This window comes from Nonomuraea sp. NPDC049624 (assembly GCF_040675255.1).
Lineage (GTDB): Bacteria > Actinomycetota > Actinomycetes > Streptosporangiales > Streptosporangiaceae > Nonomuraea.
Map to the genome: position 1 here is coordinate 16574 of NZ_JBFAOR010000006.1, position 14691 is coordinate 31264.

A 14691-nucleotide genomic window follows, 5' to 3' on the forward strand; every position below is an offset into this window, starting at 1 on the left:
GCGATCCGGCTAAACATGGGTATTGTCTTTCCGTAGAACAACGTGCCTAAGACGCAGGCACACCTTGAAGGCTTTTTCACGCTGAGGTGTGCCATGAATATTGCGATCGTCGCGTCCGCCAAGGGAAACCAGCGCCACCGTATCCTCTCCGTAGCGCGCGAGCTGGGCCGCGAACACCACGTCACCATCTACTCCCGCCGTGACGACGCCGAGGGCAAGCCCAAGACGCGGGTGGCCCCGGGAGTCACTCTGGAGCAGATCGACGTGGGCCCGGCCAAGAACCTGTCGCCCGACGACGTCGTGCCGTACCTGAACGACGTGGGCGAGCACCTGATGAAGCGGTGGAACCAGGAGCGCCCGGACGTGATCCACGCCCACTCCTGGACCGGAGGGCTCGCCGCCGTGGCGGGCGCCAAGGGCTTGGACGTGCCGGTCATGCAGACCTTCCACACCGTGGACGCCGCGCACCAGAAACTGGAGCGGGCGCTCGGACGCCGGGCCAAGGCGGTCATCGCCGGCTCGGGCGACGAGGAGTCGGCGTTGATCAGGCTGGGCGTGCCGCGCGGGAACATCGCGATCGTGCCGCACGGCGTGGACACCGAGCGTTTCCAGCGGCGCGGGGCGATCGCCACCAAGGGCGCCCGCAAGCGGCTGCTGCACGTCGGCCCGCTGTCCCCCGAGCGCGGGGCGTACACGGCGGTGCGGGCGCTGCAGGGGCTGACGGACGTCGAGCTGGTCATCGCCGGCGGCCCCGAGCCCGAGGACCTGGACGACGACAGGGACGCGCGCCGGTTGCGCGCCCTGGCCGAGCAGCTCGGCGTCGCGGACCGGGTGACGCTGCTGGGGCAGGTCAAGCGGGCCTCGGTGCCGAAGCTGATGCGCAGCGCGGACGCCGTGGTGTCGGTGCCGCGCGAGGCCGCGACGGGCGTCGTCGCGCTGGAGGCCATGGCCTGCGGCGTGCCGGTGATCGCCTCGGCCGTGGGGGCCCACCTCGACTCCGTGATCGACGGCGTGACCGGCCTGCTGGTCCCGCCGGACCGGCCGGCGCGCACCGCGCGGCTGGCCCGCGAGATCCTGTGCGACCCGACGCTGCGCACCGCGCTCGGGTATGCCGGCGCCGACCGGGCGCGCTCGCGCTACTCCTGGGAGCGCGTGAGCCAGGAACTGGTCCGCGTCTACGAGTCGGCCTGCGCCTGACGGAGACCGCGCGGGACCGTGCGAGACCGTGCGAGAGGCGGGCGGCGGAAGCCGTCCGCCTCTCGTCGTTCCCAGGCGTGGCCCGGTGTGCCAGGGTGGCGCCCATGGAGATCAGTGAGGCACGTTCGCTGGCACATGCGCTGCGGCGGCTCCTGCAGGACGCCCACACCCTGATCGACGAGTCCCAGCCCCCGCCGAGCTGACGGGATGACCGCCTCGTTCTTCAAGGAACTGCTGCGCAGGGCCGTGCTGGAGGCGCTGCGCTCCGGCGGCCGGGCCGAGGCGCTGAGCCAGGAGCACCTGTCGGCGGCGCTGGCGGAGATGACGCGCGACCGCGAGGAGCTGACCAGGGCGATGCTGGGCGGCGCCCAGCCTGTCCGAAAGGGGCCCTTGTTACCAGAGTGAGATCTTTGCTTCGATGGTCCGCATGCTTACTCGCGGTTCGAAGCGGGCGGCGGCGGCGCTGATCACGGCCCTCGCCCTGCTCCCCCAGAGCGCACAGGCGGAGACGTCGAGGTGGGGCGCGCCCGTCCTCGTCGAGAACTTCGACGGCTCCTCGGTCGACACGAGCAGGTGGATGGTCTACCACTCGCCGGACGCCGCCCGTAACCCCCGTACCGGCCGGGCCGCCACGGTCGCGGACGGCATGCTGCGCCTCAAGGGCGGCCGGTACGGCGGCAAGGACCTGTCCGGCGGCGTGGCCACCCGGCTCACCCAGCGCTACGGCAGGTGGGAGGTGCGGTTCCGGGCCGAGGCGGGCAGCGGCTACACGCCGGTCGCGCTGCTGTGGCCCACCGCCCAGAGCGAGGGCGACGGCTACGCCGAGGTCGACTTCGCCGAGATCGTGGACCCGCGCCGGCAGGGCGGCAGCATCTTCGTGCACGGCGGGCACGGGCGGGCGCAACGGCAGCTGCGGGCCGACTTCACCCGCTGGCACACCGCCGCCGTGGACTGGCTGCCCGGCCGGCTGACGTTCTGGCTGGACGGCGGGAAGGTGTGGGACTACCGCGGCCCGTACGTGCCCGGCGGCGACCGCATGGGCCTGGCGCTGCAGAACGACGTGGTGTGCGAGCCGCGCTGCCGCGACTCCGCCACCCCCGCGACGGTGTCGATGTACGTGGACTGGGTGAAGGTCTACCGGCCGTCCTGAGGCAGCAGCCTGGCCGCCTTCAGCCCGAGGTGCACGGTCAGCCGGTCGTCGCCGTCGGACAGGTCCCGGTGCAGGAGGCGTTCGGCCTTGCCCAGGCGGTAGTAGAGGGTCTGGCGGTGGACGCCCAGCTCGGCGGCCGTCTTCTGGGCGTGGCCGCCGAGGTCGAGGTAGGCCTCCAGCGTCTGGGCCAGCTCGGCGTCGAGGGCGGCGGTCTCGGCGGCCAGCTCGCGCAGGTCGGCGCGGCCGAGGCGGGCCAGCAGGCGGTGCACGCCCAGGTCCTGCCAGCGGGCGATGGGGGCGTGCCGGGGGAAGTGCTCGGCGATGCGGAGCGCCTGGCGGGCCTCGCGCCAGCTCTGCCACGCCTCGGCCGGGTCGTTCCTGGGGGCGCCGATGCCGGCGGCGGTGCCGTACGCGCTCTGCAGGGTCTGGGCGACCTCTCCGGCCAGGTGGGCGGGGGCCAGCAGGGCGACGGGCGAGCCGGTGCGGGCCAGCACGCCGCGCGGGAGCGTCCAGAGGGCGGCCACGCGCTCGCTGGACTCGCGCACGGCGACCGCGGTGACCGGGCCGGGGACCTCGATGGAGGCCGCGGCGCGTTCCTCGGGGTCGGCGGAGAGCAGGGCGAGCAGGCCGCGGCCGAGGTCCTGGCGGCTCCTGGCCTCCTGGGCCAGTGCCGCGGCGGCCCTGGCGACCAGCGGCGCGACGCGGCTCAGCGCCTCGTCGGCGAGGCTGCCGGAGTCCAGCAGCCACAGGTAGCCGTAGGTGACCTCGCCGTGGCGCAGCGGCCAGCAGACCCGGGCCAGCACCTTGAGCTCGGCGTCGGCCGGGATCCTGACCGGGCCGCCGGCCCTGGCGATGCCGTAGCGTTCGAAGTAGTCGCGCACCTCGCCGGTGGCGCGCCGGCGCAGGATCGACTCCTGGCGGACCGTGTCGATGTCGCCGTGCTGGGCGCCGTAGGCGAGCAGCCGGAACGAGCGGTCCTCCAGCGTCGCGGACGCCCCGAGCGTGGCGGCGATCTCGTCGACGATTTCCTGAAGGTCGGACGTGTTGTGCATTTGTATGACAGCCTGCCACATCGATCGTTACGCGCGTTCATGGCCCCCTCTGACCTGGGGTTTCTAGACTTGAGGCATGTTGGGTCAACTGCTCCTTGCCGCCTCCGGGAGCGGCGTCGTGCGCCGCTCCGTGTCAGGCTTTCCGCTCACCCGCAAGGTGGTGGACCGGTTCGTCGCGGGCGAGAGCGTCCAGGAGGCCCGGAACGCCATCGAACGGCTGCGTGACGCCAACCTGGCCGTGACCGTCGACCACCTCGGCGAGGAGACGCGCGACGCGCGCGCCGCCGAGACCGTGGCGCAGGCGTACGTGACGCTGCTGGAGGCGCTGAAGCCGCTGCAGCTCGGCGCCCGGGGCGAGGTGTCGGTCAAGTTGTCGGCGGTCGGTCAGCGGCTCGACGACGGCATGGCCCTGGAGCACGCCCGCGAGATCTGCGCCGCCGCCGCGGCGAACGGCTCGACCGTGACGCTCGACATGGAGGACCACACCACCGTCGACTCGACGCTGGGCATCCTGCGCAAGCTGCGCGAGGACTACCCGTCGACCGGCGTGGCGATCCAGGCCTACCTGTTCCGCAGCGAGGACGACTGCCGCGACCTGGCCCACGAGGGCTCGCGCGTCCGGCTGGTCAAGGGCGCCTACCGCGAGCCCGCCTCGGTCGCGCACCAGGACAAGCAGGCCGTGGACAAGGCGTACGTGCGATGCCTGCGCATCCTCATGGCGGGGAAGGGTTACCCCATGGTGGCCACGCACGACGACCGGCTGATCTCCATCACCGAGCTGCTCGCCGACCGCTTCGGCCGCACGCTCGGCGACCACGAGTTCCAGATGCTCTACGGGATCCGGACCGACCGGCAGGAGGCCCTGGCCGGAGCCGGTCACACGGTCCGCGTGTACGTCCCCTACGGCGACGACTGGTACGGCTACTTCATGCGCCGGCTGGCCGAGCGCCCCGCCAACGTCGCCTTCTTCCTTCGTGCCCTTGGGGGTAAGTAAATGGATGCCATCAGCAACGTCCCCGTCCCCGTGAACGAGCCCGTGCTCGGCTACGCGCCGGGCAGCGCCGAGCGTTCGGCACTGGAGGACCGCATCAAGGAGCTGGCCGGCTCCCCCGTCGACCTGACCATGACCATCGACGGCGAGCAGCGGCTCGGCGGCGGCGCGCCCATCGACGTGGTGCAGCCGCACAACCATGCCTCCGTCCTGGGCCGTACCAACGACGCTACGGCTCAGGACGTGCAGGACGCCATCGACAGCGCCCTGCGGGCGGCGCCCGCCTGGCGGGCGCTGTCCTTCGACGAGCGGGCCGCGGTCTTCCTCAAGGCCGCCGACCTGCTGGCCGGTCCGTGGCGCCAGACGCTGAACGCGGCCACCGTGCTGGGCCAGTCGAAGTCGGCGCAGCAGGCGGAGATCGACTCGGCCTGCGAGCTGATCGACTTCCTGCGCTTCAACGTGGCCTACGCCCGTCAGCTCTACTCCGACCAGCCGATCTCGTCGCCCGGCGTGTGGAACCGGATGGAGTACCGGCCCCTTGAGGGGTTCGTGCTGGCGATCACGCCGTTCAACTTCACCGCCATCGCTGGAAATTTGCCGACTTCTGCCGCTTTGATGGGGAATGTCGTCGTCTGGAAGCCGTCGCCGACGCAGCAGCTCGCCGCGCACCACACGATGCGCCTGCTGGAGGCGGCCGGGCTGCCGCCGGGCGTGATCAACATGGTCACCGGCAACGGGCAGGCCGTCTCCGAGGTCGCGATGACGCACCCGGCGCTGGCCGGCGTGCACTTCACCGGCTCGACCCCCACCTTCCAGCACCTGTGGGGCACGATCGGCGCCAACATCGGCTCCTACCACGGCTACCCGCGCCTGGTGGGCGAGACCGGCGGCAAGGACTTCGTGCTGGCCCACCCCTCGGCCGACCCCGCGGTGCTCTCGACCGCGCTGGTCAGGGGCGCCTTCGAGTACCAGGGCCAGAAGTGCTCGGCGGCCTCGCGGGCGTACGTGCCGCGTTCGGTGTGGAACCGCATGCGTGACGACTTCGTGGGCGTGGCCGAGTCGCTGACCGTGGGCGACGTGGCGGCCGACCTGTCGACGTTCATGGGCGCGGTCATCGACGAGCGGGCCTTCGCCAAGCACAAGGACGCCATCGACCGGGCGCGGGCCGCCTCGAACATCGACGTGCTCACCGGCTCCTACGACTCCGGCGTCGGCTACTTCGTCAAGCCGACCATCCTGGAGTGCGCCGACCCGACGGACGAGATCTTCGTCAAGGAGTACTTCGGGCCGATCCTCGGCGTGCACGTCTACGAGGACCGCGACTTCGACACGGTGCTCGACCAGATGGAGGGCATCGCCCCGTACGCGCTGACCGGCTCGATCATCGCCCAGGACCGGTACGCCATCGCCGCGGCCTCGGAGCGGCTGCGCTTCGCGGCGGGCAACTTCTACGTCAACGACAAGCCGACGGGCGCGGTCGTGGGCCAGCAGCCGTTCGGCGGCGCGCGGGCCTCGGGCACCAACGACAAGGCCGGCTCGATCTTCAACCTGATCCGCTGGGTGAACGCCCGCACGATCAAGGAGACGTTCGTCCCGCCGACCGACCACCGCTACCCGCACATGGGCTGACGCCCCCAAGAGCCACGGCCGGCACCCCTGCAGGGGTGCCGGCCGTCTCCAATTCCGTCACGAACCGCCCTCTACGATCGTCAGCAGACTCCTCGCGCCTCTGGCGAAGCTGGGAACCCCGGCCCTGTCCAGCGCGGCGAGGACGTCATGTGTGGTCATGGGCGGACGGCGTTTCCCCGCCGCCATCCGGGCCAGCACGCTCAGCACCTCACGCGGACTGCGGCTCAGCAGCGAGCACAGGTACGCATCGGGAGCGCTGACGCTCACCCTGTGGCGGCCGAGGAACGCCGCCGGGAAGTCCGCGACGTTCCAGGCGACCAGGGTCCGGGCGTGACCCGCTATCGCGGCAGCCATGTGATGGCGGTCGTCGAGGTCAGGGCCCTCCATCTGATCGATCAGATGCTTGTAGTCGTCCTCGGAGACCCGGCTGTCGGCGAAGAACTCACGGATCACCGCCCCGATACGCGCTGCCGAACGGGCGGAGCGGTGCTGCTCGCGCACGATGACCAGTTCCCATTCCGACAGCAGGTGATCGCTCCAGACCCACGTGTGCACGGCGTCCTCGGTCAGCGCGAGCACGAGGTCCATCAGCGAGAACGGGAACAGCTCGTTGGTGTCGACGAAGACCCGCGCCATCAGCCAATATCCCTCGGGAGATCAGTAGGGCAGTTCCGTCTCTTCGGCGACCTCCATGATCCTGCGACGGGCTTCGGCGCGACGCTCCCGGCGATCCTGGAACTCCAGGACCTCTTCCAGGCGAACGACACGATGGCGACTGCCTGGGAGACGTTGTGCGGGGATCTCGCCCTCATCCAGCAGCCGCACGACGAAGGGACGCGACAGGCCGAGCAACTCCGCGACCTCGTTGGGGCTCAACAGGACTTCGGCAGGCAGGGCCCAGACGGCGCGCCCCTTGCCGAGGTCGTGCGCCGCGGCGACCAGGAGCGTGACCAACGGGCGCGGCAACACGAGGTCGGTGCCGTCCGGGCCGCGCAGCACCAGCGACGCGTTCCCCGCGGCAGCCGTCGCCTCCAGATGTTCGAGCAGCTTGCGGTCACCGCTGTCGGCTTCGACGCGCGTCGCGCCGGCCAGGACGCCGCTGCGGGGCATGACCACCTCCGACACTCGATATCTGCAATAAGTGTAACCCGCCTGCACCTGGAGGCGAGAGCGGGTGGCGTAATGTGCAAGGTTTGTGTCATTGACGCCAATGCAGGGCCGCGACCAGCATGAAGGCATGCAGCGACGGATCGTGATCGTCGTCTTCCCGGGCTTCCAGTTGCTGGACATGGCCGGGCCGGCGGACGTGTTCGCGACCGCCGACCTGATCGCCCGGGGGCGGGGTTACCGGGTCGAGGTGGCCGCCGTGGAGGCGGGGGCGGTGAGCGCGTCGAACGGCGTCACCGTCATGGCGGGGGCGCTCGGCAAGGTGGCGGGGCCGATCGACACGCTCATGGTCGCCGGCGGACTGGCGGTCCCCCGGCAGTTGGAGGACCGCGCGCTGGTCGGGGCGGTCGCCGCCCTGGCCGCGCGGGCCGGGAGGGTGGCGTCGGTCTGCAACGGGGCCTTCCTGCTGGCCGAGGCCGGGCTGCTCGACCGCCGCCGGGCCACCACCCACTGGCTGGCCGCCGACGACCTGCGCCACCGCTACGCCGACGTCGAGGTGGACCCCGATCCCCTCTACATCGAGGACGGCAATGTGTGGACCTCGGCGGGCGTGCTGTCCGGCGTGGACCTGGCGCTCGCGCTGGTGGCCAGGGACCACGGCCACGAGCTGGCCCGTGACGTCGCCCGCGGGCTCGTCGTCTACCTGCACCGGCCGGGCGGGCAGAGCCAGTTCAGCGCGCCGATGCGGGCCATGACGCCGCGCAGCCTCCCCCTGCGGGAGCTGCAGGGCTACATCGACGCCAACCCGGCCGCCGACCTGAGCGTGCCCGCGCTCGCCCGGCGCGTCGGGATGAGCGAACGGCACTTCTCCCGGGTCTTCACCGAGCAGACCGGCCTGCCACCCGGCCGGTACGTCGAACGCAGCCGCGCCGACGCCGCCAGACGCCTCCTGGAGGTCACCGGGCACCCCCTGGAGACCGTGGCCAGGGAGGCGGGCCTGGGCACGCCGGAGACCCTCTACCGCGTCTTCCGCCGCCACTGGCGGGTGTCGCCGGGCGAGCACCGCCGCAGATTCCAGTCGAAGGAGAAATGACACCATGCATGTGGCAATCCCGCTTTATCACCGTTTCACCGCTCTCGACGCGGTCGGCCCCTACACGGTGCTGGCGTTCGCGCCCGGCGTCACGGTGACGTTCGTGGCCGGGGAGGTGGGCCCGGTGACCGACGACCAGGGCACCCTGTCGATCGCCGCCACCGCCTCCTACGCCGACCTGCCGCGTCCCGACGTGGTGATCGTGCCCGGCGGGCCCGGCACCCGGGAGGCGATGTCGGACGAGGCGCTGCTCGGCTGGCTGCGCGAGGCCCACGAGCACACGCGGTGGACGACGTCGGTGTGCAGCGGCTCGTACGTGCTGGGCGCGGCGGGGCTGCTCAAGGGCGTGCGCGCGACCACCCACTGGGCGGTGCTGGACGGCCTGACGGGCGTCGGCGCCGAGCCGGTGAGCGAGCGCGTCGTCACCGAGGGCAAGATCGTGACCGCCGCCGGGGTGTCGGCCGGGATCGACATGGCCCTCACCCTGCTGGCCCGGACCGACGACGTCGAGACGGCCCAGGCGGTGCAGCTCGCGATCGAGTACGACCCCTGCCCGCCGTTCGACGCGGGCTCGCCCGCCAAGGCGCCCGAGGGCACCGTCGAGCGGGCCATGAGCCTGATCCCCTGACCGTCCGGCCGCGGCGCCCCCGTCCCTCCCGGGACGGGGGCGCCGCGCGTTGCGGGGGTCAGGGCCGGTCGGCCGCGGGCGGCTCGCCCGTGGCCCCGAGCGGCAGGACGTCGAAGTGCACGACGACGTGGCCGCCGCCGGCGGGGCTGTCCCTGCCGTCGGACAGGCGGCGGAAACGGTCCAGCACCTCCAGCACCCGGTCGCGCAGGTCGGCCGTCTCCTCGGGGGTGAGCCGCAGCGAGCGGCGGGCGAACACGCTGGCCTGCGTCCATTCCTCGGGGGCCCGCGCCGAGCCCTCGCGCCAGCGGGTCAGCTCCGCGCCGCGCTGCCGGACCATGTCGTCCAGCAGGAACTCCAGGGCGTCGGCCTCCTCCGGATGGTCCCCGGCCGGCCCGAAGCTGAAGCCGCCCGGCGTGATCCGCCAGTACTTCTCCTTGCCCCGGCCCAGCTCGGGCGCGATCTCGATCATGCCGTGGCGGGCCAGCTCGCGCAGGTGGTAGCTGGTGGCCCCGGTGTTCTGCCCGAGCAGGCCGGCCAGGCCGGTGGCCGTGGCGGGGCCGTGCTCGTCGAGCAGCTCGTAGATGCGCAGCCGCAGCGGGTGCGCGAACGACTTCAGCGCCTTCGCGTCGAGGGTGCGGGCGGAAAAGCTCTTGCCTGCTGTCACTGTGCAAGCCTATCTTTGCAAAGGAATCTATGCACACTTTTCTTTACACACTATCGGAGTGAGCCGTGAATCGTCTCGGCCGAGCCTTCTGGTTCCTTTGGTCGTCCACCGCGCTGTCGAACCTGGCCGACGGTGTGCTGCGGGTCGGCGCGCCGCTGCTGGCCGTGTCCATGACCCGCTCCCCCACCCTGGTGTCGCTGGCCGGGGCCGCCGCGACCGCGCCCTGGCTGCTGCTCGCGCTGCACGCGGGGGCGGTCGCCGACCGGGTCGACCGCCGCCGGGTCATGACGCTGGCCAACGCCGCGCGTACGGCGGTGCTGGCGGTGGCGGCGCTGCTGGCCGCGGCGGGCCTGCTGAACCTGTGGACGTTGCTCGCGGTGATCTTCGCGGCCGGGGTGAGCGAGGTCTTCGCCGACACCTCGGCGCAGTCCGTCCTGCCCATGACCGTCTCCAAGGACGACCTCACCAGGGCCAACGCCCGGATCGTCGGCGTCCAGACCGTCGGCAACGACTTCGTCGGCGCGCCGCTGGCCGGGCTGCTCGCCGGCCTGCTGCCGGCCGCCCTCTTCGGCGCCCCCGCCCTCCTGTACGCCGCCGCCGCCCTGCTGCTGACCGGCATGGCCGGCTCCTTCCGTGCCGCTCCCGCCGCGTCCGGGCCGCGCCGCCCGCTGCGCGCCGACATCGCCGAGGCGCTGCGCTACCTGTGGGCCCACCGGCTGCTGCGCAGGCTGGCGATCTCCGCGGGCATGATGAACATGGCCAACGCCGGATACTTCGCCGTCTTCGTCCTGTGGGCCGTCGGCGACGGGTCGCATATCGGCCTCGACCCGAGCGGCTACGGCCTCATGATGACGGCGTTCGCGGCCGGCGCGGTGCTCGGCTCGCCGCTGACCGGGCCGGTCACGCGGCTGGCCGGCGAGGCCGGCACGCTGGCCGGGGCGTGGCTGATCAGCAGCCTGCTGCTGCTCGTCCCCGTGCTGGTGCCGTCGCCGTGGGCGCTGTACCCGGTCGCGGTGGTGTGGGGCGTGACGGGGGCGGCGGCCAACGTGCTGGTCGTCTCGGTCCGCCAGCGGCTGATCCCCGGCGAGCTGCTGGGACGGGTGAACTCCGCCTACCGGCTGGTCGGCATGGGCGGCATGCCGGTGGGCGCGGCGCTCGGCGGCCTGGCGGGCGACCTGTTCGGGCTGGCCGCCGTCCTGGCCGGGGCCGCGGGGCTGTGCCTGGTGGCGGTGGCGCTCGTGTGGCGCGCCCTGCCTGGGCGAATTTCTGCGGCGCTGACCAGCGAACCTACACTTCCCGACATATCCAGATCACGTTAGGCACCCTATGCCGTGTGCGGAGATGACATGATTATCCCCGAGCTTGAGGGGATGGTATGCGGGAGATCGGCGGACGGTACCTCCTGAACGAGGAGGCCGGTCGTGGGGGTATGGGAGTCGTCTGGCGGGCGTTCGATCGGCTCCTCCACCGAGAGGTGGCGTTGAAGGAGCTGACTCTGGCCGGTGAGGCCGAGATGGTTCGCCGCCGGGTGCTGCGTGAGGCCCGGATGGCGGCCGGCCTGACGCACCCCAACATCGTCACGGTCCACGACCTGATGGAAGTGGGCGGCAAGCTCTGGATCGTGATGGAGTACCTGCACGGGCTCTCACTCCACCAGCTGCTCTCCCAGGTGGGGACGTTGCCCGCGCAGTCGGTGGCGGCGATCGGGCAGCACCTGCTCGCCGCGCTGCGCACCGCGCACAAGGCCGGCGTGCTCCATCGCGACGTCAAGCCCGCCAACGTGATGCTGACCGGCGACCGCGTGGTGCTGACCGACTTCGGCATCGCCACCGCGGAGGGCGACATCCGCATGACGACCTCGCGGCGGCTGCGCGGCACGCCCGCGTTCATGGCCCCGGAGCGGCTGCACGGCGGGCCGGCCAGCAAGGAGGCCGACATGTGGTCCTTCGGCGCGACGCTCTACAGCGCGGTCGAGGGCCAGCCGCCCTACCCCGGGCAGGACGCGGCGACGGTGCTCGGCATGGCCCGCAGCGGTCCGTACCCGCCGCCGCGGCGGGCCGGGGTGATGCGCCCGCTCATCGAGGGGCTGCTGCACCACGACCCGGTGCGCCGCTACACGCCGGAGCAGACGGCGGGCCTGCTGGCGGGCATGCGCGCCAGCGCCTACCAGGCCGCCATCTGACCGGCCCTGACCGGCCCTGGCCTGCTCTGACCGGCCCTGACCGGCCCTGGCCTGCTCTGACCGGCCCTGACCGGCTCTGCCGGGCTCAGTCCTTCTGGGCGCGGGCCTCGGCCTCGGCGGCGTCCATGGCGGCCGCCTCCTCGGGGGTGGGCGCGGTGCCGCCCAGGTGCGCGGGCTGCCACCACACGCCCGGCGGCACCTCGGGGTAGGTGCGCTGCGCCCGGTCGACCAGCTCCGACAGGCGGGTGTGCAGGTCGACGGTGTGCTGGTTGACGTCTTCCCCGCGCTTGGGGTGGAACGGCTCGCCCACCAGGATGGTGATGGGCACGTGCCGCTGGGTGAGCTGCTTGGGCCGGCCCTTGGTCCACAGCCGCTGGCTGCCCCACAGGGCGACCGGGATGACCGGCACGTTGGTGGCCTGGGCCATGCGGATCGCGCCGTTCTTGATCTCCTTGACGGTGAAGGAGCGGCTGATCGTGGCCTCGGCGAAGACGCCCACCACCTCGCCGGCCTTGAGCTTGCGCAGCGCGGTGGCGTACGAGCCGGCCCCGGCCCCGCGGTCGACCGGGATGTGGTGCATGCCGCGCATCAGCGGCCCGGAGACACGGTGGTCGAAGACGTCCTGCTTGGCCATGAAGCGCACCAGCCGCTTGGACGGCAGCGCGGCGAACCCCGCGAAGATGAAGTCGAGATAGCTGATGTGATTGCTCACCAGCACCGCTCCCCCGGTCCGCGGCACGTGCTCGGTGCCCTCCATGTGGAAGCGGTAGTCGAGCACGCGAAAGAGGGTCCGCGCGGCGGCGATCACCGGCGGGTACACAATCTCAGCCATGAGCAGAAGGTAGCCTACTCACGCCGGTCGGCAGGCCACTCAGGAGACCCGTTCTCGCCCGGAAAAGATCGGCTCGGGTCACGAGTTCGTAGGACATCGCCCCTGTTCACGCGGCGGCGCTTGCCCTCCCGTGAGAACGGGCAGATGTTTTGACCATGAAGAAGCTCATCAACACCGCCGACTCCGTGGTGGAGGACGCGCTGAACGGCATGGCGGCGGCCCATCCCGGGCTGAGGGTCCAGGACCGCGTGGTCTACCGGGCCGCGGGGCCGCGCCCCGGCAAGGTGGGGCTGGTGTCGGGCGGCGGCTCGGGCCACGAGCCCCTGCACGCCGGTTTCGTCGGCCACGGCATGCTGGACGCCGCCTGTCCCGGCGAGATCTTCACCTCGCCCGTGCCCGACCAGATCATCGAGGCCACCAAGGCGGTCGACGGCGGCGCGGGGGTGCTGCACATCGTCAAGAACTACACCGGCGACGTGCTCAACTTCGAGATGGCCGCCGAGCTGGCCGAGGACAACGACGTGGCCTCCGTGCTGGTCGACGACGACGTGGCCGTCCAGAACTCGCTCTACACGGCCGGGCGGCGCGGCACGGGCGCGACGCTGTTCGTGGAGAAGATCGCGGGCGCGCTGGCCGAGGAGGGCGCGCCGCTGGCCGAGGTGGCCCGGGTGGCCGCCGAGGTGAACGAGCGCAGCCGGTCGTTCGGCATCGCGCTGACCTCGTGCACGACGCCGTCGGCCGGCAAGCCGACGTTCGACCTGCCCGAGACGGACGTGGAGCTGGGCATCGGCATCCACGGCGAGCCCGGCCGCACGCGGGTGCCGATGGCCTCGGCCCGCGAGCTGGCCGCCGTCGCGATGGAGGCCCTGCACAGCGACCTGCCGCTCCGCGGCGACCTGCTGGTCATGGTCAACGGCATGGGCGGCACCCCGCTCATGGAGCTGTACGTGCTGTTCGCCGAGGTCGCGGCGTTCGTGAAGGGCAAGGACGCGCGGGTGGCCCGCTCGCTCGTCGGCAACTACGTGACGAGCCTGGACATGCAGGGCTTCTCGGTCACCGTGTGCCGGGTCGACGACACGCTCACCCGGCTCTGGGACGCGCCCGTCGAGACGCCGGCGCTGCGCTGGGGGCGTTGATGGACACCCGCTTCTTCGCGGACTGGCTCGACGAGGCGGCCCGGCTGGTCCGCCGCGACCGCGAGCGGCTGACGGAGCTCGACGCGGCCATCGGCGACGCCGACCACGGCGCGAACCTGGACCGCGGCTTCACCGAGGTCGCCAAGGCGCTGGCCGACCGGCCGCCGGGCTCCCCCGGGCAGGTGCTGACTGACGCGGGCACGGCCCTCATCCGCCGCGTCGGCGGCGCCTCCGGCCCGCTGTACGGGTCGATGTTCCGCCAGATGGGCCGCACGCTGGAGTCCCCGGTGACGCTGGCCCGCTTCGAGGCGGCGTTCGAGGAGGGGGTGGTCGCGCTGGAACGGCTGGGCAAGGCGGCCGTGGGCGACAAGACCATGGTGGACGCGCTGGTCCCGGCCTCCCGGTCGCTGGCCCTGGCCGTACGGGACGGCATCGGGGCGCTGGAGGCGTTCGAACGGGCGGCGGACGCGGCGGCCGAGGGCGCACGCGAGACGATCCCCCTCCAGGCCCGCAAGGGCCGGGCCAGCTACCTGGGCGAACGCAGCGTGGGACACGAGGACCCGGGCGCCGCCTCCGCGGCCCTGATCATGCGCGCCCTGGCCACGACGGCCCGCAACCGCGCAGAGGGCCAGGGGCGGGCGGAGGGCTGATGGTCGGCGTGGTGCTGGTCTCGCACAGTGCCGGGCTGGCGGCCGAGACGGCGGCGCTGGCCCTGGGGATCGCCGCGGAGCCCGTGCCGGTGGCGGCGGCCGGCGGCACCGCGGACGGCGGCCTGGGCACCAGCTTCGACCTCGTCGAGCAGGCGGTGCGCGGCGTGGACCAGGGCGACGGCGTGCTGATCATCCCCGACCTCGGCAGCTCGGTGCTGACCGCCCGGCTGCTGGAGGAGGACGGCCGGGTGGTGGTCGCGGACGTGCCGTTCGTGGAGGGGACGGTGGCGGCGTGCGTGGCGGCGTGCACGGGTGGGTCGCTGGCGGAGGTGCTGGCCGCCGCCGAAGAGGCCCGCACCTACCGCAAACTCTGACCGCCC

General features: G+C 72.4%; 17 protein-coding genes. 12 read left to right on the forward strand and 5 right to left on the reverse strand.

Features of this window, described 5'->3' with window-relative positions; translation table 11 throughout:
- Window positions 1-93 precede the first annotated feature (93 nt).
- The 3 genes from AB0J76_RS24725 to AB0J76_RS24735 all read left to right on the forward strand — a co-directional run bounded on the left by AB0J76_RS24725 (window position 94) and on the right by AB0J76_RS24735 (window position 2347).
- Window positions 94-1197, forward strand: coding sequence for a glycosyltransferase (locus AB0J76_RS24725; RefSeq protein WP_352329166.1), 1104 nt, complete (start codon window positions 94-96; stop codon window positions 1195-1197).
- Between the two features lie 207 nt (window positions 1198-1404).
- A complete protein-coding gene (locus AB0J76_RS24730) occupies window positions 1405-1602 on the forward strand; it encodes a hypothetical protein (protein ID WP_352329164.1) in 198 nt (65 codons plus the stop codon).
- A gap of 22 nt (window positions 1603-1624) precedes the next feature.
- The gene (locus tag AB0J76_RS24735; RefSeq protein ID WP_352329162.1) at window positions 1625-2347 is read left to right on the forward strand and encodes a glycoside hydrolase family 16 protein; all 723 of its coding nucleotides are present in this window, start codon (window positions 1625-1627) and stop codon (window positions 2345-2347) included.
- Here the strand turns inward: AB0J76_RS24735 and AB0J76_RS24740 are convergent.
- Window positions 2332-3399 (reverse strand): helix-turn-helix domain-containing protein, encoded by a 1068-nt coding sequence (locus tag AB0J76_RS24740; protein WP_352329160.1) that lies wholly within the window; start codon window positions 3397-3399, stop codon window positions 2332-2334. The two genes, AB0J76_RS24735 and AB0J76_RS24740, sit on opposite strands and share 16 nt — an antisense overlap.
- 76 nt (window positions 3400-3475) lie before the next feature.
- On the opposite strand from AB0J76_RS24740, the gene AB0J76_RS24745 reads away from it, so the two are divergent.
- Together AB0J76_RS24745 and pruA are read left to right on the forward strand one after the other, a co-directional pair.
- Window positions 3476-4393, forward strand: coding sequence for a proline dehydrogenase family protein (locus AB0J76_RS24745; RefSeq protein WP_352329158.1), 918 nt, complete (start codon window positions 3476-3478; stop codon window positions 4391-4393).
- The gene (gene pruA, locus AB0J76_RS24750) at window positions 4394-6019 is read left to right on the forward strand and encodes an L-glutamate gamma-semialdehyde dehydrogenase (protein WP_364390593.1); all 1626 of its coding nucleotides are present in this window, start codon (window positions 4394-4396) and stop codon (window positions 6017-6019) included.
- Between the two features lie 57 nt (window positions 6020-6076).
- Here the strand turns inward: pruA and AB0J76_RS24755 are convergent, their stop codons facing one another.
- Together AB0J76_RS24755 and AB0J76_RS24760 are read right to left on the reverse strand one after the other, a co-directional pair.
- Entirely contained in the window at window positions 6077-6655 is a 579-nt protein-coding gene (locus tag AB0J76_RS24755) for a PIN domain-containing protein (protein ID WP_352330888.1), read from the reverse strand.
- A gap of 21 nt (window positions 6656-6676) precedes the next feature.
- The gene (locus AB0J76_RS24760; RefSeq protein WP_352330889.1) at window positions 6677-7129 is read right to left on the reverse strand and encodes a helix-turn-helix domain-containing protein; all 453 of its coding nucleotides are present in this window, start codon (window positions 7127-7129) and stop codon (window positions 6677-6679) included.
- A gap of 127 nt (window positions 7130-7256) precedes the next feature.
- Here AB0J76_RS24760 and AB0J76_RS24765 point away from each other — a divergent pair, with 127 nt between their 5' ends.
- Together AB0J76_RS24765 and AB0J76_RS24770 are read left to right on the forward strand one after the other, a co-directional pair.
- Window positions 7257-8219, forward strand: coding sequence for a GlxA family transcriptional regulator (locus tag AB0J76_RS24765; protein WP_352330891.1), 963 nt, complete (start codon window positions 7257-7259; stop codon window positions 8217-8219).
- Window positions 8220-8223: 4 nt separating this feature from the next.
- The gene (locus tag AB0J76_RS24770; protein WP_352330892.1) at window positions 8224-8847 is read left to right on the forward strand and encodes a DJ-1/PfpI family protein; all 624 of its coding nucleotides are present in this window, start codon (window positions 8224-8226) and stop codon (window positions 8845-8847) included.
- A gap of 58 nt (window positions 8848-8905) precedes the next feature.
- Here the strand turns inward: AB0J76_RS24770 and AB0J76_RS24775 are convergent, their stop codons facing one another.
- Window positions 8906-9511 (reverse strand): winged helix-turn-helix domain-containing protein, encoded by a 606-nt coding sequence (locus AB0J76_RS24775; RefSeq protein WP_352321851.1) that lies wholly within the window; start codon window positions 9509-9511, stop codon window positions 8906-8908.
- A 65-nt stretch (window positions 9512-9576) separates the two neighbouring features.
- Here AB0J76_RS24775 and AB0J76_RS24780 point away from each other — a divergent pair, with 65 nt between their 5' ends.
- Together AB0J76_RS24780 and AB0J76_RS24785 are read left to right on the forward strand one after the other, a co-directional pair.
- A complete protein-coding gene (locus AB0J76_RS24780) occupies window positions 9577-10830 on the forward strand; it encodes an MFS transporter (protein WP_352321853.1) in 1254 nt (417 codons plus the stop codon).
- 56 nt (window positions 10831-10886) lie between these two features.
- Entirely contained in the window at window positions 10887-11693 is an 807-nt protein-coding gene (locus AB0J76_RS24785; RefSeq protein WP_189652565.1) for a serine/threonine-protein kinase, read from the forward strand.
- 85 nt (window positions 11694-11778) lie between these two features.
- On the opposite strand, the gene AB0J76_RS24790 is transcribed toward AB0J76_RS24785, so the two are convergent.
- Window positions 11779-12525, reverse strand: coding sequence for a lysophospholipid acyltransferase family protein (locus AB0J76_RS24790; protein ID WP_352321855.1), 747 nt, complete (start codon window positions 12523-12525; stop codon window positions 11779-11781).
- A 155-nt stretch (window positions 12526-12680) separates the two neighbouring features.
- Between AB0J76_RS24790 and dhaK the strand changes: the two genes are divergently transcribed.
- From dhaK to AB0J76_RS24805, 3 genes are read left to right on the forward strand one after another with little or no spacing between them, the layout of a single operon-like run.
- Complete coding sequence (dhaK, locus tag AB0J76_RS24795; protein ID WP_352321857.1) at window positions 12681-13661, forward strand: dihydroxyacetone kinase subunit DhaK; 981 nt, start codon at window positions 12681-12683, stop codon at window positions 13659-13661.
- On the forward strand, window positions 13661-14311 hold the full coding sequence (dhaL, locus tag AB0J76_RS24800; protein ID WP_352321859.1) for a dihydroxyacetone kinase subunit DhaL: 651 nt from the start codon (window positions 13661-13663) through the stop codon (window positions 14309-14311). Before dhaK ends, dhaL begins: the two co-directional genes overlap by 1 nt.
- Complete coding sequence (locus AB0J76_RS24805; protein WP_352321861.1) at window positions 14311-14685, forward strand: phosphoenolpyruvate--protein phosphotransferase; 375 nt, start codon at window positions 14311-14313, stop codon at window positions 14683-14685. The genes dhaL and AB0J76_RS24805 overlap by 1 nt, the downstream gene beginning before the upstream one ends.
- The last annotated feature ends 6 nt before the right edge of the window (window positions 14686-14691 follow it).

Excerpts from the sequence above, each read along its gene's own strand:
- AB0J76_RS24735 (WP_352329162.1), top strand. The coding sequence starts at position 1,625 with ATGCTTACTCGCGGTTCGAAGCGGGCGGCGGCGGCGCTGATCACGGCC.
- dhaL (WP_352321859.1), top strand. The coding sequence starts at position 13,661 with ATGGACACCCGCTTCTTCGCGGACTGGCTCGACGAGGCGGCCCGGCTG.
- AB0J76_RS24740 (WP_352329160.1), bottom strand. The coding sequence starts at position 3,399 with ATGCACAACACGTCCGACCTTCAGGAAATCGTCGACGAGATCGCCGCC.
- AB0J76_RS24765 (WP_352330891.1), top strand. The coding sequence starts at position 7,257 with ATGCAGCGACGGATCGTGATCGTCGTCTTCCCGGGCTTCCAGTTGCTG.
- AB0J76_RS24730 (WP_352329164.1), top strand. The coding sequence starts at position 1,405 with ATGACCGCCTCGTTCTTCAAGGAACTGCTGCGCAGGGCCGTGCTGGAG.
- AB0J76_RS24755 (WP_352330888.1), bottom strand. The coding sequence starts at position 6,655 with ATGGCGCGGGTCTTCGTCGACACCAACGAGCTGTTCCCGTTCTCGCTG.
- pruA (WP_364390593.1), top strand. The coding sequence starts at position 4,394 with ATGGATGCCATCAGCAACGTCCCCGTCCCCGTGAACGAGCCCGTGCTC.
- AB0J76_RS24790 (WP_352321855.1), bottom strand. The coding sequence starts at position 12,525 with ATGGCTGAGATTGTGTACCCGCCGGTGATCGCCGCCGCGCGGACCCTC.
- AB0J76_RS24760 (WP_352330889.1), bottom strand. The coding sequence starts at position 7,129 with ATGCCCCGCAGCGGCGTCCTGGCCGGCGCGACGCGCGTCGAAGCCGAC.
- AB0J76_RS24745 (WP_352329158.1), top strand. The coding sequence starts at position 3,476 with ATGTTGGGTCAACTGCTCCTTGCCGCCTCCGGGAGCGGCGTCGTGCGC.
- AB0J76_RS24770 (WP_352330892.1), top strand. The coding sequence starts at position 8,224 with ATGCATGTGGCAATCCCGCTTTATCACCGTTTCACCGCTCTCGACGCG.
- AB0J76_RS24785 (WP_189652565.1), top strand. The coding sequence starts at position 10,887 with ATGCGGGAGATCGGCGGACGGTACCTCCTGAACGAGGAGGCCGGTCGT.
- dhaK (WP_352321857.1), top strand. The coding sequence starts at position 12,681 with ATGAAGAAGCTCATCAACACCGCCGACTCCGTGGTGGAGGACGCGCTG.
- AB0J76_RS24725 (WP_352329166.1), top strand. The coding sequence starts at position 94 with ATGAATATTGCGATCGTCGCGTCCGCCAAGGGAAACCAGCGCCACCGT.
- AB0J76_RS24805 (WP_352321861.1), top strand. The coding sequence starts at position 14,311 with ATGGTCGGCGTGGTGCTGGTCTCGCACAGTGCCGGGCTGGCGGCCGAG.